Origin of the sequence: Nocardiopsis sp. CNT312, from assembly GCF_000515115.1 — a bacterium.
Classification (GTDB): Bacteria; Actinomycetota; Actinomycetes; order Streptosporangiales; family Streptosporangiaceae; genus Nocardiopsis.
This window is the reverse complement of the sequence record NZ_AZXF01000017.1, coordinates 78,091-99,261: the sequence shown is the minus strand read 5'-3', so window position 1 is coordinate 99,261 and position 21,171 is coordinate 78,091. Positions and strand designations below refer to the sequence as shown.

The following is a 21,171-nucleotide window of genomic DNA, read 5'->3' as shown; positions in this document are numbered from 1 at the left end:
GGTGTTGACGCAAGGAGGAGGGAGTTGCCGGTGAGCCAGCAGCGGCGCGGACTCGGTAAGGGGCTGGGTGCGCTCATCCCGCAGGGACCGGGGTCGGGGGCCGGGGTGGCCTCCGTACCGACGGAGAGCGCCCCGGAGCAGAGTGTTCCGGGAACGGTGTCGACGCCACGTGAACCGGAGCGGTTCTCGGAGCCGGACCTCGGGCCGGCTCCGGCGGAGCTGCCCGACGGGACGTATCTGGAGGAGGTCGAGCTCGGGGCGATCACCCCGAACCCGCGCCAGCCCAGGATCAACTTCGACGAGGAAGCCCTGGAGGAGCTGCGCGACTCGATCAGCGAGGTCGGCCTCCTCCAGCCCGTCGTGGTCCGCAGGATCGCGGATGCGCACGGTTCCCCGAACTACGAGCTGATCATGGGGGAGCGGCGCTGGCGTGCGAGCAAGGAGGCCGGTCTCGACCGGATTCCGGCGATCGTCCGCACCACCTCCGACGACGACCTGCTCCGTGACGCCCTTCTGGAGAACCTGCACCGTCAGGAACTCGACCCCTTGGAGGAGGCCGCCGCCTACCAGCAGTTGTTGGACGACTTCGGTGCCACTCACGGCGAGTTGGCACAGCGGCTCGGCAAGTCCCGCTCGCACATCACCAACACGCTGCGCCTGCTCGGCCTGCCGCCCCAGGTGCAGACGCGGGTGGCGGCGCGGGTCCTCAGCGCCGGGCACGCTCGGGCGTTGTGCGGTCTGAAGGACTCCGACCTCCAGGAGCGTTTCGCCAAACGGGTGGTGGAGGAGGGACTCTCCGTCCGCTCTCTGGAGGAGATGATCGCCCTCCGGGAGACACCGGACGACGAGCGTCCCCGCAGGAGGACGGCGCGGTCCCTTCCCCCGCCGCACGTGGAGGAGTGGGCGAGCCGCCTCGCCGACCGGCTGGACACCACCGTGAAGGTGGACGTCGGTCGGAAGAAGGGCAAACTCGTGGTGGAGTTCGCCTCGATCGAGGACCTGGAGCGGATCATCGACCAGATGGAGTCCCAGAGCACCTGACACGCACACGACGGTGTGCGTGTCAGGTGCTTCCGTGCCCCACGCCCCCCTGTACGGCGGGGGAAGGGGCGGGGCACGTGTCCGGGCGTCGGGAACGACGAAGGGCCCCCAGCGTTGATCTGGGGGCCCTCCGGAGGGCTCATCCGCCGGTCGCGACGGAGCCGGTCACAGGAACTCGGCGAGTTTCTCCTCCAGCTTGCGCTTGGGCTGGGCGCCGACGATCTGCTGGACGACCTCGCCGCCCTTGTAGACGTTCATCGTCGGCAGGGACATGACGTTGTACTGCCGGGGTGTCTCCGGGTTCTGGTCGGTGTTGAGCTTGACGATCTCGATCTTGTCCCCGTGCTCCTCGGCGATCTTCTCCAGGATGGGGGAGAGCTGCTTGCACGGGCCGCACCAGTCGGCCCAGAAGTCCACCAGAACGGGCTTGTCGTTGGAGAGCACCTCGTCCTTGAACGTGGCGTCGGTGACGGTCTTGACAGTCATAATTCTCCTTGGTCGGCGAAACCGGGGTGTGCGTAGCAGGGCGCTCAGTTGCCCATGTCGGCGAGGAAGCGCTCCGCGTCCAGGGAGGCCGAGCAGCCGGTCCCGGCTGCGGTGATCGCCTGGCGGTACTGGTGGTCGACCACGTCGCCGCAGGCGAAGACGCCCGGCAGGTTGGTACGGGTGGAGGGGGAGTCGACCTTCACGTAGCCCTCCTCGTCCAGCTCGACCTGCTTGTCGAAGAGCTCCACGCGCGGGTCGTGGCCGATGGCGACGAACAGACCGGTGACGTCGAGGGTGCTGGTCTCCTCGCTCTGGTTGTTCAGCACCTTCAGACCGGTGACGCGCTCCTCGCCGAGCACCTCCAGGACCTCGGTGTTCCACAGGAACGAGATCTTCTCGTTGGCCTGGGCCCGCTCAGCCATGATCTTGCTGGCGCGCAGCTCGTCGCGGCGGTGGACGACGGTGACGGACTTGGCGAAGCGGGTGAGGAAGAGGGCCTCCTCCATGGCGGTGTCGCCGCCGCCCACGACGGCGATGTCCTGGTCGCGGAAGAAGAAGCCGTCGCAGGTGGCGCACCAGGAGGTGCCACGGCCGGAGAGCTCCTTCTCGCCGGGGACGCCGAGTTCGCGGTAGCCGGAGCCGGTCGCCAGGATCACGGTGTGGGCGAGGAAGGTCTCGCCGCCGGCGGAGACCTCCTTGACCGGCTTGGCCAGGTCCACCTCGGTGACGTCCTCGGGCACCAGCTCGGCGCCGAAGCGCTCGGCCTGCTTGCGGAGGTTGTCCATGAGGTCGGGGCCCATGATGCCGTCGGGGAAGCCCGGGAAGTTCTCGACGTCGGTGGTGTTCATCAGGGCACCGCCCGCGGTGATGGAGCCCTCGAACACGAGTGGGCGCAGTTCGGCGCGCGCGGCGTAGACGGCCGCCGTGTAGCCCGCGGGTCCCGAACCGATGATGATGACATTGCGGACGTCGCTCACGCTGGTAGGCCCTTCACACAGTCGCTTCCGCGGCCACGGGCGTGGCCCCGGGGGAAGTCGGTTAGCTACAACCGATGGTAGGCGCACCGCTATTCCCGGAGGGACGCCGGTGCGACGGGGGTGAGGGGCGCGGAGCCGCCCGGAGCGGGGGAGGGACGCCGGTCAGGGTGCCGGGACGGTGGTGGAGGCCAGGATGCCGGGCGCGGCCTCATCGCTTCTGGAGCAGGGGGAGACGACGTGGACGCCGACTCGCGTGCCCTCGGTGGTGTAGAACACCCAGGCGGGCTCGGAGGCGGATCGGTAGTGGGCGTCGTCCACCAGGGTCACGTGGAGCCCGAGTGACGCCTCGAACCGCTCGATGCAGCGTGTGACGGCGGGGGCCGTCGCACGCCCCAGCGGGTCCGCTCCGGAGGAGGTCGACTCCAGGACGCGGACGGCCTGCTCGTCGAGTTCGGCTGCGGTGTAGACGGTCCCGCTGTTCACCAAGTCCGCCTCGTAGGCCTGGGCCGCCTCCGGCTCGGCCTCTCCCGCGCCGTCGGAGAAGGGCACCGCGGTGGACACACCGCTCTCACCGTGGGAGAGGGTGCCGTTGAGGACCGCCGCACCGCCGCCGACCACGAAGACGGCCGCGGCCGCCGCGGCGACCAGGTGGGGCAGTCCGGGGGAGAAGCGCCGTCGGCGGGCCCGGGCCAGGGGCGTCACCGGGAGGCCGGTGCCGACCGCTGTGTGCGTGTCGGCCCCGGTGCCCGGGGAGTCCGAGCGTTCCCGGACGGCTTCGGCGATGCGCTGGTCGAGGAGGTCGGCGACGTCGCGCGGTAGCTCTGGGACGGGTACGGCCGCCAGCACACGGGAGACCCCCGAGAGTTGTTCCAGGGTCTGGGCACAGGTGGCGCAGGTTTCGGTGTGGGCGGTGACGGTGCGTTCCTCGTCGGTTTCCAGCAGACCTTCGGCGAGGAAGGCGAGTGCCTCCGCGTCAGGGTGAGACGTCACGATGGGTTGGCACCTCCTCTCCCTGATGTGACGTCCGGGGCTGACACAGGGTTCCTGAGATGGGCGAGCGAGGGGAGAAGTTTCGCGCGACCTCGCGCACATCTGCTCTTCACCGTTCCCGGGGCCACCTCCAGGATGCCTGCGGCCTCCTCGACACGGTAGCCGAGCATGTCCACGAGGGTCAGAGCCATGCGCTGTTCCAGGGGGAGCGTGTCGAGCGCGGCCTCGACGTCGAGGCGTGATTCGGTCCGCGAGGCGTGGTCGGGTGCCCCGCCCATCCGGCCGAGCCGCTCGTTGGACATCACGTCCAGTGTCTCGTCCTCGGTGGGGGTGGCCGGGCGGACCTTGCGGCGGCGCAGGCGGTCGTGGCAGGCGTTGACCACGATCCTGTGCAGCCAGGTGCTCACCTGGGCCTCGCCCCGGAAGCGGTCGGCCGCGCGGAAGGCGGACAGGAAGGCGTCCTGGAGGGCGTCGGAGGCCTCTTCCGGGTCGCCCATCATCCGGACGGAGACAGCCCACAGGCGCTCACGGTGACGGGTCACCAGGACCCCGAAGGCCTGGTCGTCGCCCTGAGCGTGTCTGGTCAACAGCTCCCCGTCGGGAAGCTCCTGGACCGCGTCCATCAGCTCCGATCCGTTGCTCGCTATCCGGCGCCCAGAATCTCGATCTCGGTGAGTGCCGCGCGGTACTTGTCCCCGTCCATGGGGGGCTGGGTGAACCAGACGAGGACGTACCGGCCGGCGGCCCCGCCCTCGATCGTAACGGTGTTGCCCGGGCCGCTGGCGGTCGCCTCCGCGGCAACGGGCAGGGCGGCGTCCAGGCTCGCCTGGTCGGTGACGGAGGCCGGGTCCTCACCCACGCGGATCTGGACGGGGTAGTCGTTGGAGGGCATGCTCAGGACCACTTCGTGGACCTCCTGGCTGGAGCCGAGATCGACGATCAGGCCGACACCGGGCTTGCCGAGGTCCGCCAGGGGGTCGTCGTAGCCCTCGGAGTTCCACGGCTCGCCCGAGTCCTCGCCGTCGATGGCGCGCACGGCGTTGTCCCCGTGCTCGGACCCGTCGCCGAACGGGTCGAAGCCGTCGGCGCCCACGGGCGTGAGTGCTTGCAGCTCCGGGCCGTCGGAGGCCTCGGGGCTCTGTTCCGTGTCCGGCTGGTCGCCGCCGCCGGGACGCATCTCGGTACCGATGATCCACGCGCCGACGACCACCACGAGGAAGACGGCCGCGGCGACCACACCGGTGATGATCTTTCTCAGGGGGTCCTGTGGCCGCTCGGAGCGTGCCTGGGCACGCGCCGGGGGGCGGCGCTCCGAGGCACGGGGGCCGGAAGCGGACCTGCCGGAGCGGCGGGGGCCGGATTCGAGCTCCCCGGTGCGCCGGGAGGTACCGGGTTCGGGTTCGGGGATGGCCTCGGTGGGGGTGGCGGGCAACGGGATGAACCGCGGCACGTCGGCCATCGCGGCGGAGAACTCCGCGGGCGAGGCGATCGGCGGTCCGGGGACCAGGTGCCCGGCCAGGTAGGGCATCGCTGCGCGTGTGGTGATGGACGCCAGGGGCTCGGTGGCGTTGGGGGTGATCTGCTCGGGCTGGTAGGGGCCTCCGGGGCCCTCGGGGGCGGCGGGCAGTCCGTCGCGGGCGCCGCCCGGCCAGTACCCGGTGAGGGCGGCGTAGAGGAGGTTTCCCAGGCCTTGGGCGTCGGCTGCGGCGGGGTTGGCCGCCTGTGCGCCCACCAGGGCGGCGTCCACACCGATGCCGGTGACCTTGACCGCGCCGCCGCTGCTCCACATGAGTTTGCCGGGGCTCAGGCACAGGTGGTAGAGGCCGCCGGCGTGGGCGGCGGCGATGGCCTCGGCGGCCTCGGCCACCAGGCCGGCCGCGCGTTCGGGTTCGAGGGGGCCCTGGGCGATGAGGTCGGCGAGAGAGGAGCCGATGACCCACTCCTCCACGACGTAGGGGAGGGGTGCGGTGTCGTCGGCGTCGAAGACCTGGGTGACGCGGGCGTCCGGGATCCGGCTGGTGGCCCGGGCGGCCCGGACGACCTCCGAGGCGCGGGGGAAGCCCGGCTGGAAGGTCCACACGCCGACGGGGCGCGCGAGTGTCTCGTCGGTGGCCTTCCAACGGGTGGCCCCGCTGGTCTCGCTCACCACGTGGTCGAGACGGTAGCGGTCGGCCAGCTTCGCCCCGGGTTCGATCATGTAGGTGCTCATGATGGGAGTGACGGGAGCCAGTGCCGAGGGTTCACGTCCGTGTCCCCTCCGCTGCGGCGGGCGCGGCGGATCGCGGGGGAGAGGTGCCGTGAGGGGGTGTCGGCCCTGTGTGCTGTCCCCAGCCTCCCTTCGGGCAGCTCGGATGAGAGTTCAATGGAGCAGTGCCTGTCCATGCTAGGACGCTTGAACAGCAACTTTGGAGGAGATGAGGTCACTGTTCACTTTCTCTTCCATACAGGTGATCGCCGACCCAAGGTCATCCGTTCGCGGTGATCAGCGGCGTCGCAGTCGAGTGGCGATCATATCGAGCATAGATGTGACTTCTGTCACGTTAAGGATTCTTGATGTGAGGACGAACAGTACGCCACCGCCCACACCCCCGGCCGCCACCGAGGCGAGGGTCGGCCACACGTCACCGGGGAGCCCGGAGAAGGCGTGGATCATGGCCCACCCGAACAGCGCCGAGGGCAGGGAGGCCAGGAACAGCCTGGACAGGGCCCGTGCCGTGCGGCGCCCGTCCAGGCCGTTGAGTCGCCGGTGCAGCAGCCACCACATGATGACCGAGCCGACGATGTAGTAGAGGCCGTAGGGCACCGGCAGCCACACCACGACGTCCTGCGGCGGCAGCAGGAACAGCAGGGCCACCGCCGTCACCGCGTGGACGAGTTCCGAGGGGATCGCCACCAGGGCCGGGGTGCGGGTGTCGCCCAGGGCGTAGAACACGCGCATCTGGAGCTGGAACAGCGTGAAGGGGACCAGCATCACCACGAACACCATGAGAATGCGCCCGATGGCCTGTGCGTCGGCGGTGCTCGTACTGCCCTGTGCGTAGATCATCACGCAGAACGGGACGGCGAAGACGAACATCGCCACCGAGATGGGGACGATCAGTACCGACGACAGCCGGAAGCCCCGGGAGAAGTCCGACCGCACCTGGTCCTTGCGCCCCGCCGCCACGTGCGCGCTCATGCGGGGCAGCAGCGCCGTGATCACCGACACGGCGATGATCGCGTACGGCAGCTGGAACAGCATCGACGCGAACTTGTAGGCGGCGATGCCCGAGCCCGTCTCGAAGCCGAGCCCGGCCGCCGCCGCGCCCGCCCGGGTGGCCACGTTGGTGGAGACCAGGGCACCGGCCTGGGCCACGACGATGTAGAGCATCATCCACGTGGCGGCACCGGTGGCCTCGCCCAGCCCCGCACCCCGCAGGTCCAGACGCGGACGCCAGCGGAATCCCGCCGCGGCCAGAGCCCAGAGCAGTACCACGGCCTGCACGACCTGCCCCAGGGCGGTGCCCAGCCCCAGAAGCATGAGCATCCCCGGCTCGGCGAGCAGGTCCTCGGGGGCGGGGTCGGCGGCGGTGAGGGACAGGAACCACCCGCAGACCGCGATGATGACGAGGTTGTTGAGCACCGGGGCCCACATCGGGGCGCCGAACCGGTTGCGGGCGTTGAGCATCGCGCTCGCGATCCCGCTCGCCCCGATGAAGAAGATCTGGAGCACCAGGTAGCGGGCGAGGATGACCGACACCTCGAACTGGGCGCCCTCGAACCCTCCCGCGTAGATCCGGATGAACCACTCGGCGAGCAGGACAGACAGGACCGTGATCGCCAGGAGGGCGGCCAGCATGAGGGTGAACAGGCGCTGCTCGGTCCGCTCGCCGCCGTCGGCGTCCCGTTTGCGCCGCTTCACCAGGAAGGGCACGAACACACTGGACAGCAGTCCGCCGATGAGCAGGTCGTAGACCATGTACGGGACCATGCCCGCGGTCTGGTAGGCGTCGCCCAGCAACTGGGTGCCGATGGCCGCGGCGATGAGGACCGTGCGGACGAACCCCGTCGCGCGGGAGACCACCGTGCCCAGCGCCATGACTGCGCTGGACTTGGCGATGTTGCCCGGCGCGGTGTGGGAGGTGCCGCCGATCTCGTCGCCGTCCTCCAGACCCGCGCGGTCGGCGGTTCCCGCGTCGCCGATGTCGCTAGGGTCCCGGACCGTCGTCAGCCCGGTCTCGGGGACGGTGTCCGGTTCGGACCGCTCCAGGCGGTCGAGCACGTCGTCCGGCATGACCAGCGTGTGCCGGGTCCGGCCGTCGCGCCGCCTGCCCCTCGGCTCGGAGCCGGGGGGCCGTTCTCTCTCGTCCTCGTCATGGGTGGACACGGTCGGGCCGTCCTTGTCTCGGGGGGGGGCGGGGCATCCTTCGAACGCGGTGCCGCACCGCAGGGGGTCGGTTCGGGCGCCCATGGGGCCGGCGGCTCTCCGTCGGGGCGGTGGCGGTTACCGGCGCAGACGGCCGCGGATGAGTTCCACCGCCGCGGTCAGCTCCGGAACGCGCAGCAGCCTGGCCGTCGCCAGGTACAGCAGCACGCCCAGGAGGCACCCGGCGGCCGGGGCACCGATGTAGGTGAGCAGGCCCGGGCCGACGTAGGAGTCGAAGAGCCGGAGCACCCCGAACCCGGCCGCGACGCTGGGGACGACGGCCGCGTGCAGGCGCAGCAGGGCGCCGAGGGCGTGCTTGCCGTCGAGTCCGCCCAGGCGGCGGCTGAGCACGTTCCCGGCGATGGTCAGGCCGGACAGGAAGGAGACCATGAAGCCGGCGGCCACGCCGACGACCACCTTCTCCGGCGGCAGCAGCAGGTAGGAGACGGCGGCCAGCGCTCCGTGCACGGCCAGGTTGGCGATGGCGATCAGTGCCACGGTGCGGGTGTCACCCAGCGCGAAGAAGACCCGCAGCATGAGCTGGAAGACGGTGAAGGGCACCAGGCCCAGTGCCATGACCGCGAGGATCTGGCCGATGTTGGCGGCGTCGGGCTCCGAGATCGAGCCGCGGGCGAAGGCCAGGATGGACAGCGGTTCGGCGAACAGCGCGACCGCGAACGCCGTCGGCACCAGGATGAAGGCGGAGACCCGCAGCGTGCGAGAGAACCCGGCGCGCACCGCCGCCCAGTTCCGGTCCTCGGCGTCCGCGCTCATCCGGGGCAGCAGGACGGTGATCAGCGAGACCGCGATGATGGCGTACGGCAGCTGGAAGAGCTGGTAGGAGAGGTTGTAGGCGGTGATACCGGCACCGACGTCGTGCCCGGCCTCCAGGGCGGCGACGTTGGCGGCGTTGGCGATGTTGGTGGTGATCCACAGCCCGGCCTGGGTGAGGAGCGTGTAGAGCATCATCCACCCGGCGGTGCGCACCGCCTCGCCCAGCCCGCTGCCGCGCAGGTCCATGCGGGGGCGCCACCGGTAGCCGGAGCGGCGCAGCGCCACGAACAGCACCAGGGCCTGGAGTGCCATGCCCGCGGTGGTGCCCGCGCCCAGCAGCGTCAGGTAGGCGTGGTCCACGGGCGGTTCCCGCCCCGGGCCGGCCGTCCACAGGAACATCCCGGCCACCGCCATGATGACCAGGTTGTTGAGCACGGGAGCCCACACCGGTGCGCCGAACCGGTTGCGGGTGTTGAGCATGGCGCTGAGCAGCCCGCTCATGCCGATGAAGAAGATCTGGACCAGCAGGTACCGGGCGAGGAAGACCGAGTCGTCGAACTGCGCGTCGGTGAACCGGGAGCCGTACATCCAGATGAGGAGTTCGGCCGCCGCGACCGCGACCACGGTCAGCAGGCCCAGCGCCACCAGGGTGGTGGTGAAGAGCCGGTCCTCGGTGGCCTTGCCTCCGTCGGCGTCGCGTTTGCGGCGCTTGACCAGGAACGGCACGATGACGCTCGCCATCAGGCCGCCGATGAGCAGGTCGTTGAGGATGAACGGGATCGTGTGTGCCGTGTGGTAGGCGTCACCGAGCAGGTGGGTGCCGATCGCCGCGCCCAGGACGATGGTTCGCGCGAACCCCGTCAGGCGGGAGGCCATGGTGCCCACGGCCATGACCATGCTCGACCGCATCATCCCGCCGCCGGAACCCCCACCCGGGTCGGAGGGGCCGCCGGAGCCGTGCCCCGGTCCGCCGTCGCCGGAGCCGCCGTCGTCAGGCACCGGCGGCCCCTCCTCGAACGCCGCGGCGGCACCGCCGTCCGGCGCGCTCTCCACGGAGCCCTGCGGGTTCTGGGAAGCACGGCGGCGGTGGCGTCCGCGGCCGTGAGGGGAGTCGGTGACCACCGTGGATCAGGATTCCTTTCGTCGGGGCCCCGGAGCGGTCTCCCCCTCCGGGCCCTCGTCCGTGTCGGGCGTGGAGTTCGTCTCCGGCGACGTCTCCTCGGTCGTGTCGGGTCCGGCCGTCCCGGGTGCGTCCCCGGTGTCGGCCGGACCGTCGTCCCGTGCGCGCTTGGCCCGGTCGCGCGTCCACTTGCGCAGTGCGCGGGGCGCGAGCGCGATGACCAGGATCAGCGCGCCCACCGCGCTGATGGCCAGGGCCTGAGTGCCCAGCCCCGTGGCGTTGACCGGGATCACCGTGTCCTGTGTGGTGATCGGCTCGCCCGCGGCGTTCTGGAGGCTGGCGTGCAGTTCCGTGCGGCCGTTGATCCGGGCGGAGAGCGGGACGTAGACCGTGGTCTTGGCCCCGGGGGCGATCTCGAAGTCCTGTGTGTACTCGCCGACGCTCAGCCGTTCGGAGTTCTCCGAGTACAGCGACAGGTGGATGTGGACGGCCTCGTCCTCCAGGTCGTTGGCGACGAGGATGCCGGTGGTACCCGTGCTGCTGGCCAGCGTGACCGGTTCTCCGGAGATGATGCGCACGTCGTCGATGTCGCTCTCCACAGTGTCGGAGAGCAGTGACCTGGTCACCCCCGCGAGGGTTTCCCGGTCGCGCCAGTGCACCGACTCCAGGCGCAGGATCGCCGGGCGGAACGGGTCGCTGCCGCCGACGAGGACGCTGTTGAACAGGCGCACGTCGCGGATGACGTCGCTCACCTGGCTCAGGTAGGTGGAGGTGAGCTCCTCGGAGTAGGTGCCCTCTGGGTAGGTGAGGGCCCGCCGGGTGGTCTCACGCTCCTCGGCGGGGGCCGGCTCGACGGAGTCGAGCGGTTCCGCCTCCAGCCAGGGCAGGGACAGGGTGGCCGACAGCACCCCTTCCGCCATGTCGGTGCCGGGGTCCCAGACGGCGCCGGGGTAGGCGACGACGACGCGCTCCTCGGCGGCGTTCTCCCCGGCGATCATCGCGGTCTCGGCCGCGAAGCGCTGGAGGGCGAGCACGGCCTCCCCCGGTTCGCGCGAGGGCATGGCCAGCACCTCGGCCAGCCCCGCGTCGGCCACCAGGGCGTAGGGCTCCTCCTCGGGGCCGCCCTCGACCGGGTCCAGCGGCGCCTGCGCGGTGGGTGTGGACGACAGCCAGGAGGCAGTGGGCTTGGCCGACTCCGACAGCAGGAACCGGTGGGCCCCGCTCGTGGCGAGGAACTCGTACACGTCCTGGTCCATGAGGCCGTTCGCCGGGAGCGCGAACGAGCCGTCCGCCGCCTTGTCCAGCGCGCGCGGGACCGCCTCCCGTCCGACCGCGACCGAGGCGCGGGCGCTGCCGCCCATGTCGTTGCGCAGCAGAGCGGCCAGGTCGGGGGAGGCGTAGGGGGTGGCCACCACCGTGTCGGAGGCCAGCGCCTCCCGTGCCTCGCGCAGCCACACCTGGGCGGCCGTGTCGGGGGGCGATTCCTCCCGTCCGGGGTCGGCGCCCTCCGAGAGCGCGAGGGGGTCGCTCAGCACGTCGTGGCTTCCGCTCGCCAGACGCACGATGTCGTCGAGCGTGGCGGGGTCGACCGCCCAGGTGACCGGGACTTCCTTGGGCTCGTCCGATTCCTCCGCCCCGGCGTCTGCCTCCCCGGTCTCCTCGGCCCCGCCGTCGGCGGCGTCGGTCTCCGTTCCCTCCGGCCCGGTCCCCTCGGGTGAGGGCGTGGACTCCGCGGGTTGCGCGGTGGCGGTGTCGGAGGCCTCACCGGGTTCCTCGTCGAGGCCGAGGAGCTCCACCAGGTCTTCGTCGCCGGGGTCGAAGGAGAGCGGTGACTGAGCCCCCGCCGCGAGCAGGCGGCCGAGTCGCCCGTCGGCGGCCACGGAAGCGGACAGGTCGCCGGTGAGGAAGGTGTCGTCGTCGGCGCGGTGGGGCCCGTCCATGAGCGGCCACACCCACGCGATGTCCACGGAGGGGACGTCCTCGTCGTCGCCCGCGTAGGGCAGGAAGGTGTACTGGGCGCCCAGCCTGTCCCCGTTTCCGTCCACGGCCTCGACCACCAGCGGGTACACGCCGAAGCCGGACAGGTCCAGGTCCTCGACGGGGACACGGATCTCGTACCCCTCGGAGGCGTCCGGTGCGAGGACCTCGGCCACCGGTTCCTCGGGTCCGGGCGCGTCGGGCTGCCAGCCGGTGCCGGAGGCGAAGTCGGAGAGCTCGTCGCGGTTGCGGAACGAGTGCCGCGAGTAGCGCATACGGACGGTGACATCGTCGGCGTTCTCCGGCATGGTGTTGGTCACCGTTCCGGAGATCTCCAGCGTGCTGCCCTCGTCGAGTGCGTCCGGAGTGAGCCGCTCGACGACGAGCGGCTCGACGGAGTCGCCCTCTGCGGGGTCGGCGGCCACGGGTGGGAGCGTGGCCGGTATCGGCAGCAGCCCTGCGGTCATGGCCATGACCGCGGCCGCGGAGGCAAATCGACGCAACGCTTGACCGGTCTCCTGGTTCGGGTCCGGGTGGCCACCGGAGGAGCGGGGGCGGATGGGGCCAGAGCGCCCGCACGGCGCACACGACGGAACGGGTGGACGCGAGATGGGCTGTACGTCCCACGACTCCACTCGAAGATACCTTCTCCACCGGTTCACGCGGTGTGCCGACGGTCCTCGCTGAGTACGCGGTACGGCGGTGCGCCCGTGAAAGATCGCCTAACCTGCGTGGTGTGCCGAACACAGAGTTTCCGAGTGAGAACACCACCGCAGAGCGCCCGAAGCACGTCCCGCGGGACCCGCTGACCGGGGTGCAACGGGCGGCGGTCACCGCGTTGGTCGACTCCGCCCAGCCCGTCTCGGGTCAGCTCGGTGACCTTTTCTCCTCCCATGGCCGGCAACTCGCCCTCGTGGGTGGCCCGGTCCGCGACGCGCTCTTGGGCCGGGAGTCCGCCGACATCGACCTGACCACCGACGCCGTGCCGCAGCGGGTCCTGGAGATCGTCGACGGCTGGGCCGACTCGGTGTGGACGGTGGGCATCGACTTCGGCACCGTGGGCCTGCGCAAGCGGGGCCTGCAGCTGGAGGTCACCACCTACCGCAGCGAGTCCTACTCGCCCAAGTCCCGTAAGCCCGAGGTTGCCTACGGCACCGATATCGAGGACGACCTGCTGCGCCGGGACTTCACCGTCAACGCGATGGCCGTACGGCTGCCCCAGGTGGAGTTCATCGACCCGTTCGGCGGGCTGGCCGATCTCAAGGCCAAGGTGCTGCGGACCCCCGGCCGCCCCGAGGACTCCTTCGACGACGATCCGCTGCGCATCATGCGGGCCGTCCGCTTCGCCGCGCAGTTGGGCTTCGCGCTGGCACCCGAGGTGGCCGAGGCGGCCCGGAACATGGCGGACCGGCTCGCCATCGTCTCCGCCGAGCGGATCAGGGACGAGCTCACCAAGCTCATGCTCAGCCCGAACCCGCGTCGCGGCATCGAGCTGATGGTCGAACTGGGGATCGCCGGCCACGTCCTGCCTGAGGTTCCCAGGATGCAGTTGGAGATCGACGAGCACCACCGGCACAAGGATGTCTACGAGCACTCCCTCACCGTCCTTGACCAGGCCGTCGACCTGGAGCGCGAGCGCGGGCACGGGCCCGACCTGGTGCTGCGTCTGGCCGCCCTGCTGCACGACATCGGCAAGCCCAAGACGCGGGCCTTCGAGTCTGGAAACCGGGTGACCTTCCACCATCACGAGGTCGTGGGCGCGTCCATGACGCGCAAGCGCCTGGCCGCGCTGCGGTTTCCCAAGGACGTGGTCTCCGACGTCGCCACGCTCGTCTCCCTGCACCTGCGCTTTCACGGCTACGGCAAGGGGGAGTGGACCGACTCCGCCGTGCGCCGGTACGCGCGTGACGCCGGGGACCTGCTGGAGTGGCTGCACATCCTCACCCGCGCCGACTGCACCACCCGCAATCGCCGCAAGGCCGCGGCCCTGGCGCGCTCCTACGACGACATCGAGCGCCGGATCGCCGAGCTCGCCGAGCAGGAGGAGCTCGACCGCATCCGTCCGGACCTGGACGGCAACGAGATCCAGGAGGTCCTGGCCGTCAAGCCGGGACCCGTCGTCGGCAAGGCCTACCGCTTCCTGCTGGAACTGCGCCTGGAGAACGGCCCGATGTCCAAGGAGGAGGCGACCGCCGCCCTGCGCGAGTGGGCCGCCGAACACCTGTAGCGCGGAACCGTTCGGGGCCGTGGGGGGAGGCGGCCACGTGGGAGGCGGGATGATGCTCCTCGGTATCGATGGGTTGCGTGGCGGTCTGAGCCGACACCTCGGCAAGGTCCGTGAAGGGCACGCCATCACGGTCGCCGACCACGGGGGCGCCGTCGCGAGGGTGGTGCCGGTGGGGAGCACGGAGCACGGGCCAGCTCATCCCGGAAGGGCAGGTCGCGCCTGCCCAGCGTGCGCAGAGCCCCGCACCGCCGCGCATCGAGGCCGACGGCACGGTCCGCGGCCTTCTGGGGGATCCGCACAGACGACCCTCTGATTCGGTGGCGGCGGGGCGGTCCGTCAGGCGGCGCGCTCCGGGGCCTCCTCGGGGGAGGCCGTCCACCGGGCCCGGGCCGCCCACGCCAGGGACATCAGCAGGAAGGCCGTCGCCGCCCCCGCGACCACCGGGACACTCACGCCCGACGGCGGCACCAGGGCCGCGGCGAGCGCGGCGCCCAGCACGAACGTGGCGTTGAACAGCATGTCGTAGACGGAGAACACCCGTCCCCGGAAGGCGTCGTCGACGTGGCGCTGCACCAGGGTGTCGACGGTGACCTTCACCCCCTGGGAGACCAGGCCCAGGACGAACGCGGCCACAGGGAACAGCACGGGGGAGAACGGCGTTCCGCACACCGCCAGCACCATCGCCGCGACGCCCAGCAGCAGGGAGATCCACGCGCTCGGGCTCATGCGGGCCGTCGCCCACGGGGTGGCCACCGCGCCCAGGAAGAAGCCGACCCCGGACAGTCCCGTCACCACGGAGAAGCCCGCGAACCCGGCGACGCCGCCCCCGGTGAACGTGTTGTTGTACAGCAGCAGCGTCATCAGGGTGACCAGGCCGAACAGGACGCGGTGCCCGCCGATGGTGAGGAGCCCGTCCCGGGCGGCGGGCCGGGCCCGTATGTGGCGCACGCCCGCGACCATGCCGCGGAGCACGCCGTCCACGGCCTCCCGGACGGCCTCGGGCTCGCGCTCCAAGTGTGGTCCCAGCTCTCGGCGGCCCAGGGTGAGCGACACGCTGGCGGCACCGGCGAAGCCCAGCGCCGCGACGAACAGGATCAGCCCCGTCCCCAGGGCCGCGTCGCCGCCGACCAGGCCGATCACCGCACCCGTCCCCGCGCCGAGGAAGCTCGCGACCGTCCCGCTCGTGGGGGTGACCGCGTTGGCCATCATCAGCTTGTTCCGGGGCACCACGTAGGGCAGGGCCGCGGAGAGCGCGGACAGGAAGAAGCGGTTGACACTCATCACCAGCAGCGCGGCGACGAAGAACGAGGTCCCCGCGTCGCTGCCCACCAGCACGGCCGTCAGCACCCCGAGGGCCGCCTTGGCCACCGAGGACAGCAGCAGGACCTGGCGCCGCGGCCAGCGGTCGATCAGAACGCCGGCGAAGGGCGCCACGACGGAGAAGGGCAGCAGCAGGACGGCGAACGCCGCCGCGACCGCACCCGCGCTCGTGTGCTGCTCGGGGCTGAAGAAGACGAAGCCCGCCAGACCGGCCTGGTAGACCCCGTCGGAGAACTGCGAGGCCAGACGGGTACCGAACAGTCGGCGGAACCTCGGTCCCCGGAGGACCACGCGCAGATCACCAAAGAAGGACACAACGCCAGAGTAGGCCCGTTACCCGCCCGCGCGGCCCGGGGGCGCGGCCCCCCCGGGCGCGGACGCCGACGCTATTCGGTGTCGCCCGCGATGAAGCGCTCCACCTGGTCGTGGGCCTCGCTGTCGCTGTACTGGACGGGCGGGGACTTCATGAAGTAGGAGGAGGGCTCTAGGATCGGGCCGCCGATCCCGCGGTCCTTGGCGATCTTCGCGGCGCGCACCGCGTCGATGATGATGCCCGCGGAGTTGGGGGAGTCCCACACCTCCAGCTTGTACTCCAGGTTGAGCGGCACGTCGCCGAACGCGCGGCCCTCCAAGCGGATGTAGGCCCACTTGCGGTCGTCGAGCCACGGTACGTGGTCGGACGGGCCGATGTGGACGGAGCCCGCCTTCAGCTCGTGGGGGATCTGGGAGGTGACGGACTGCGTCTTGGAGACCTTCTTGGACTCCAGGCGCTCGCGCTCCAACATGTTCTTGAAGTCCATGTTGCCGCCGAAGTTGAGTTGGTAGGTCCGGTCGACGATGACACCGCGATCCTCGAACAGTTTGGACAGGACGCGGTGGGTGATGGTGGCGCCGATCTGCGACTTGATGTCGTCACCGACGATCGGCACACCCGCGTCGGTGAACTTCTGTGCCCACTCGGGGTCGGAGGCGATGAACACCGGCAGCGCGTTGACGAAGGCCACACCCGCGTCGATCGCGCACTGGGCGTAGAACTTGTCGGCCTTCTCAGAGCCCACCGGCAGGTAGGACACCAGGACGTCGGCCCTGCTGGCCTTGAGCGCCGCGACCACGTCCACGGCGTCCTCGGGGGACTCCTGGACCATTTCGCGGTAGTACTTGCCCAGACCGTCGTAGGTCGGCCCGCGCAGGACGGACACGCCGGTCAACGGGACATCGCAGATCTTGACGGTGTTGTTCTCGCTCGCCGTGATGGCGTCGGCCAGGTCGTGCCCGACCTTCTTCGCGTCCACGTCGAAGGCCGCGACGAACTCGATATCGCGCACGTGGTACGGGCCGAACCGGACGTGCATGAGGCCGGGCACCCGGGACTCCGGGTCGGCGTCCTTGTAGTAGTGCACGCCCTGAACGAGTGAGGCGGCGCAATTGCCGACGCCCACGACGGCTACACGTACCGAACCCATTGGTCCTTGCTCCTTCTTCTCCGCGAACATGGATCCCACAGCGCACGACGGCGGGACCTCCCCGGCCGCGGCCCGGGTGCCTCGCCCCGCGTTCGTTATCCGTATGTGGTCAGCAGCACACGCGGCGGTTCTGTTCCCGACCGCAGCTCACAGTCCCGGGGGGAACATGCCTGTCTGGCTGGTTTATCAACCAATGACTCTATCCCCGCACTTCAGCGGAACGGCATGTCGCCGGTCGGGAGGCGGGTCGGGGGAGCGGGTGGCGGCGGGAACCGCCCCCCTGCGCGGGGGCTGAGTAAATTTCGTGGGAGTGCACAGAGTCCAATGTCACAGGGTTCTCGAACTGGGGCGATACCGGCTTCCCCTGTGCCGCCGGAGGAGCCGGACGCGTGCCCGGCTCGTGTACGGAAAGCTCTGATGTGCCCCTTCGGTGTGTTCCACATGTGGTGTGTCCATGTGTTCGGTCACACGCGTTACCCTCACTCGTGGGTTGTGCTATACGGTTCCCGCGCTCTACCGTGACCTGTGATTTGCGTGAGCGGTCGGTGGAACCCCCGAAGGGCCGCCCTGCCACGGTGGTGACCGCGCCACGGTGGGGCAGGGGCGTCGGGCCGCGCTCCCGCAGGCCAACGATCAGGAGGAAGTAGCGGCCAACGTCTTCGCGACCCAGCGAGAACCGGCGTCCGGGTTCGGGCGTCTTGTCTGCAAGCCTTCAACGAACAGGTGTATCGGTCCGGTCGGTCCCCTCCGTCCTCCCACCGGTCACCGCGGACGGGTCGCGGATCACCGATCCCCCAGGGGGAGCAACCCCCGTTTCCACCACGGAATCGTCAGGCCGACCGGCCGTGAGAGGCAATCGAGGACCACGTGAGTACCGAACGACGACGGAATGCCGGCGGCGGCCGTCGCAGGGCCCAGGGCCCGGGCGACGGCCCCCGCGGCGGTGGACGACGCAGAGCGGACGGCCCCCCTTCGGGTCAGCGTCGGCGCCCGGAGAGCGAGGGCGGTTTCTTCGGCGGTCCCCCAGAGGAGTTCCGCAGACAGCCTCGGCCCCAGGACGACCGCGGCCCCCTGCGCCCCGAGGGCGGCAGGCGGGCCGAGGGCCCGCCCCCGGGCCAGCGCCGCCGCCCCCCGGAGGACGGGGGCCGACCGCGCCGTCGCCCCGAGGACGCCCCGCGCCGTCGCCCCGACGACATGCAGCGCCGCCGCCCGGAGAGCGCCGCCGCTGCGGGCGGCCGCCGCCGTGCCGACGGTCCCCGTGACCCCCGGGACCCGCGTGGGCGTGATCCCCGCGATCCCAGAGACCCCCGTGACCCGTACGGGCGGGGTCCGCGTGATCCCAGAGACCCCAGGGGACGCGACCCCCGCGACCCCCGCGGACGGGAGTACGCCGCGCGCGTCGAGGGCCGCCGCGGCCCCGGACGCGGTGCGGGTGGCGGTGGTGGCGGCGGGTACGGTCCCGACCCCGGCGAGGACGACTGGGACGACCGGCCCTGGTGGCAGCGGTTCCTGTCCAAGGCGTGGAAGCCCGCCCTGGCCGTCTGCGGCCTGATGATCATCGGCGGCGTGGCCGCGTTCGCGATCCTGTACGCGATGGCGCCGGACCCGAACGAACTCGACGACCGGGCCGAACAGCAGGCCTCCGCCTCCCAGATCCTCTGGGAGGGCGGGGACGTCGCGATGACCACCGGTGAGGTCCAGCGCATCGAGGTCACCCGGGAGGAGATCCCGCAGTCGGTGGTCAACGGGGTGCTCGCTGCCGAGCAGCGCACCTTCTACGAGGACCCGGGCATCAACGTCGTGGGTATCGGGCGGGCGGTCCTCTCCGGCGGCCAGTCCGGCGGCGGTTCCACCATCACCCAGCAGATGGCCCGCAACTACTACGGCGACCTCAACAACGAGAACCGCTACATCCGCAAGGTCCAGGAGATCTTCATCTCCATCAAGCTCGGCCAGCAGATGGAGCACGACGAGATCCTCACCCGGTACCTCAACACGATCTACTTCGGCCGGGGCGCCTCGGGCATCGAGATGGCCGCCCAGCGCTACTTCGACAAGTCGGTGGACGAGCTCAACGATGAGGAGGGCGCGTTCCTAGGCATGATCATCCAGTTGCCCAGCACGTTCGAGAACCCCACCGAGAACGACGAGTGGACCCAGAACTACCTGGTCGAGCGGTGGGCGTACATGCGGGAGCAGTTGGCCCTGATGCATGAGGAGACCGGCGGGGAGCGCGGGCTGCCCGAGGCCGAGGCCGATGCGCTGGAGATCCCCGAGCGCATCCCCTACCAGATCGGTGAGGAGGCGGAGAGCGACCCGTCCATCCCCTACATCCACCAGGCGATCATGGACGAGATCGCCGACCGCTACAACGGCTCCGACATCACCGCCGGGGACATCGCCACCCAGGGCTACCGGATCCAGACCTCGCTCAACCCGGACCTGATGGACGCTGCGGCGGAGGCCTTCGCCGCCCTTCCCGAGGGGCCGCCGGAGGACCTCATGCAGGGGCTGACCGCGGTCCGGCCCGGCACCGGAGAGATCGTCGCCTTCTACGGCGGGGCCAACTACACCGAGGAGACCAACCACTCGCTGATCCACCGCACGCAGGCCGGTTCGTCGTACAAGCCCTACGTGCTGGCCACGGCGCTCTCCCAGGGCATCGGTCTGCGGACCACGATCGACGGCTCCAACGCGCGCGAGTTCCCCGGTCTGGCCAGCCCGGTCAACAACGCGGGCAACGGCGACTACGGCGAGGTCAACCTCATCGAGGCGACCGCCAACTCCTACAACACCCCCTACGTGGACCTGGCCACACGGGTCGGCGAGGTGGCCGTCGACGACATGGCGGTGCGGCTCGGGGTGGGGCCGGAGCAGATCGAGACCTCCGCCCGCGGTCCGCTCATCGCGCTGGGCACCCACCTGGTGAGTTCGCTGGACCAGGCCACGGCCTATTCCACCTTCGCCAACCAGGGCGTCCACATGCCGGCGCACATGATCGTCGAACTGACCGACGCCGAGGGCGACGTGGTGCCGCCGGACGACGCGGACGAACTGGAGACCGGCACCGAGGTCATCAGCCCCGACATCGCGGCCGACGTCACCTACGCCCTCACCCAGGTGGTGGAGAACGGCGGTGGAAGCAGTGCCGCCCTGCCCGACCGCAGGGTGGCGGGCAAGACCGGTACCTCCTCGAACGCGGTCTCGGCCTGGTTCGTGGGGTACACCCCGCAGTTGACCACGGCCGTGGGAATCAGCCGCAGCAGCGGTGAACCGCTGGCCTTCGACACCCTGGGCAACGCCTCGGTCTTCGGTGGCTCCACCTCCGCGCTCGTGTGGAAGGAGTTCATGGCCCGGGCCATGGAGGGCCAGGAGGTCCTGGACTTCCCGCCGCCCGCCTACACCGGTGAGGACCAGAAGTTCTACAGCCCGAGCCCGAGCGAGAGCCCGAGCGAGAGCCCCTCTGCGGACGACTGCGAGGGGGACCAGCGGCCGGGGGACGGCAACGGCAACGGCAACGGCAACGGCAACGATCGGGACTGCCCTGACGACGAGGAGACCCCCGAGTGCGAGATGCCCCAGGACTGGAACAACCCCGACTGTGAGGGCGAGTTCGGCCAGGAGGTGTGCGACGAGTACGGCTGGGTCGAGTGGTGCCAGAACGAGGACCCGTCCGAGCAGCCGACCGACGAGGACTGCGGCGGACTCTTCCAGCCCCAGTGCCCGGACCCGTCGACGGATCCGACGGACCCCACGACGAGTCCCAGTGACGGCACAGGGCAGCCGGGACGGTCGCAGAACAACGCCAGCGTGGTGCTTCTGCGGGAGGACTGACCCGGCAGGGTGAGCCTGAGGGGGCCGGTACGCACCGGGGAGGTGCGTACCGGCCCCCTGGCGTCCGCTCCTCGTCCACAGACCAGCCGGCACGGTGCGCGGTTGCTGGTAATCTTGGCTTCCGTATGGCTCAGAGCCCGACCGGCACCCTGCGGGGGACGTCCCGGGCTCCTGCCCTCCTGCCATGGAGATTCCATGGCCGCAACAGTCCAGAGGAGGAACGTACGCCTATGCGTCGTTACGAAATCATGGTCATCCTCGACCCCAGCCTCGACGAGCGCACCGTGGCCCCGTCGCTGGAGAACTTCCTCGGTGTCGTCCGCAACGAGGGCGGCTCCGTCGAGAAGGTCGACATTTGGGGCAAGCGCCGTCTGGCCTACGACATCAACAAGAACTCCGAGGGCATCTACGCGGTCATCGACCTGTCCGCGCAGCCCGCCACGGTCAAGGAGCTGGACCGCCAGCTCGGCATCGCCGAGTCGGTCCTGCGCACCAAGGTCCTGCGGCCCGAGGCCCACTAGGCGCCCGCCGGAACCCCCGCCCCCTCCCACCGGTCG

The 21,171-nt window shown here is 70.6% G+C and carries 14 protein-coding genes; 4 read left to right on the top strand and 10 right to left on the bottom strand.

The window, feature by feature from the left end; all coding sequences use genetic code 11:
* The first annotated feature begins 30 nt into the window (after window positions 1–30).
* Window positions 31–1,041, top strand: a complete 1,011-nt coding sequence (locus tag B042_RS0108345; protein WP_028647910.1) for a ParB/RepB/Spo0J family partition protein — start codon at window positions 31–33, stop codon at window positions 1,039–1,041.
* 165 nt (window positions 1,042–1,206) lie between these two features.
* Here B042_RS0108345 and trxA read toward each other — a convergent pair whose 3' ends face one another.
* The 8 genes from trxA to B042_RS22390 all read right to left on the bottom strand — a co-directional run bounded on the left by trxA (window position 1,207) and on the right by B042_RS22390 (window position 12,273).
* Window positions 1,207–1,530 (bottom strand): thioredoxin, encoded by a 324-nt coding sequence (gene trxA / locus B042_RS0108340; RefSeq protein WP_028647960.1) that lies wholly within the window; start codon window positions 1,528–1,530, stop codon window positions 1,207–1,209.
* A gap of 41 nt (window positions 1,531–1,571) precedes the next feature.
* Window positions 1,572–2,504, bottom strand: coding sequence for a thioredoxin-disulfide reductase (gene trxB, locus B042_RS0108335; RefSeq protein ID WP_028647909.1), 933 nt, complete (start codon window positions 2,502–2,504; stop codon window positions 1,572–1,574).
* A gap of 162 nt (window positions 2,505–2,666) precedes the next feature.
* Entirely contained in the window at window positions 2,667–3,494 is an 828-nt protein-coding gene (locus B042_RS0108330) for a hypothetical protein (protein ID WP_028647908.1), read from the bottom strand.
* Entirely contained in the window at window positions 3,491–4,117 is a 627-nt protein-coding gene (gene sigM / locus B042_RS0108325; protein WP_028647907.1) for an RNA polymerase sigma factor SigM, read from the bottom strand. Before sigM ends, B042_RS0108330 begins: the two co-directional genes overlap by 4 nt.
* 20 nt (window positions 4,118–4,137) lie before the next feature.
* Window positions 4,138–5,703 carry a hypothetical protein gene (locus B042_RS0108320; protein WP_028647906.1) on the bottom strand — a complete coding sequence of 522 codons (1,566 nt, stop codon included), beginning with the start codon at window positions 5,701–5,703 and terminating at the stop codon, window positions 4,138–4,140.
* Window positions 5,704–5,976: 273 nt separating this feature from the next.
* On the bottom strand, window positions 5,977–7,767 hold the full coding sequence (gene murJ / locus B042_RS0108315) for a murein biosynthesis integral membrane protein MurJ (RefSeq protein ID WP_231493880.1): 1,791 nt from the start codon (window positions 7,765–7,767) through the stop codon (window positions 5,977–5,979).
* A 210-nt stretch (window positions 7,768–7,977) separates the two neighbouring features.
* Window positions 7,978–9,795 carry a murein biosynthesis integral membrane protein MurJ gene (gene murJ / locus B042_RS0108310; RefSeq protein ID WP_028647904.1) on the bottom strand — a complete coding sequence of 606 codons (1,818 nt, stop codon included), beginning with the start codon at window positions 9,793–9,795 and terminating at the stop codon, window positions 7,978–7,980.
* A 6-nt stretch (window positions 9,796–9,801) separates the two neighbouring features.
* Window positions 9,802–12,273 carry a DUF6049 family protein gene (locus B042_RS22390; protein ID WP_155988954.1) on the bottom strand — a complete coding sequence of 824 codons (2,472 nt, stop codon included), beginning with the start codon at window positions 12,271–12,273 and terminating at the stop codon, window positions 9,802–9,804.
* 233 nt (window positions 12,274–12,506) lie between these two features.
* On the opposite strand from B042_RS22390, the gene B042_RS0108300 reads away from it, so the two are divergent.
* Window positions 12,507–13,997 (top strand): CCA tRNA nucleotidyltransferase, encoded by a 1,491-nt coding sequence (locus B042_RS0108300; protein ID WP_028647903.1) that lies wholly within the window; start codon window positions 12,507–12,509, stop codon window positions 13,995–13,997.
* A 336-nt stretch (window positions 13,998–14,333) separates the two neighbouring features.
* Here the strand turns inward: B042_RS0108300 and B042_RS0108295 are convergent, their stop codons facing one another.
* Together B042_RS0108295 and B042_RS0108290 are read right to left on the bottom strand one after the other, a co-directional pair.
* A complete protein-coding gene (locus tag B042_RS0108295) occupies window positions 14,334–15,632 on the bottom strand; it encodes an MFS transporter (RefSeq protein ID WP_028647902.1) in 1,299 nt (432 codons plus the stop codon).
* 71 nt (window positions 15,633–15,703) lie between these two features.
* Window positions 15,704–16,780, bottom strand: a complete 1,077-nt coding sequence (locus tag B042_RS0108290) for an inositol-3-phosphate synthase (RefSeq protein ID WP_028647901.1) — start codon at window positions 16,778–16,780, stop codon at window positions 15,704–15,706.
* An 867-nt stretch (window positions 16,781–17,647) separates the two neighbouring features.
* Here B042_RS0108290 and B042_RS22385 point away from each other — a divergent pair.
* Both B042_RS22385 and rpsF read left to right on the top strand, forming a co-directional pair.
* Complete coding sequence (locus B042_RS22385; RefSeq protein ID WP_036554300.1) at window positions 17,648–20,614, top strand: transglycosylase domain-containing protein; 2,967 nt, start codon at window positions 17,648–17,650, stop codon at window positions 20,612–20,614.
* A gap of 230 nt (window positions 20,615–20,844) precedes the next feature.
* The gene (gene rpsF / locus B042_RS0108280) at window positions 20,845–21,135 is read left to right on the top strand and encodes a 30S ribosomal protein S6 (RefSeq protein ID WP_028647899.1); all 291 of its coding nucleotides are present in this window, start codon (window positions 20,845–20,847) and stop codon (window positions 21,133–21,135) included.
* Window positions 21,136–21,171 lie beyond the last annotated feature (36 nt).

Bases quoted from the DNA above. Each gene is read 5' to 3' on its own strand.
- sigM (WP_028647907.1), bottom strand. From the start codon at position 4,117: ATGGACGCGGTCCAGGAGCTTCCCGACGGGGAGCTGTTGACCAGACAC.
- murJ (WP_231493880.1), bottom strand. From the start codon at position 7,767: ATGCCGGACGACGTGCTCGACCGCCTGGAGCGGTCCGAACCGGACACC.
- B042_RS0108320 (WP_028647906.1), bottom strand. From the start codon at position 5,703: ATGAGCACCTACATGATCGAACCCGGGGCGAAGCTGGCCGACCGCTAC.
- B042_RS0108290 (WP_028647901.1), bottom strand. From the start codon at position 16,780: ATGGGTTCGGTACGTGTAGCCGTCGTGGGCGTCGGCAATTGCGCCGCC.
- rpsF (WP_028647899.1), top strand. From the start codon at position 20,845: ATGCGTCGTTACGAAATCATGGTCATCCTCGACCCCAGCCTCGACGAG.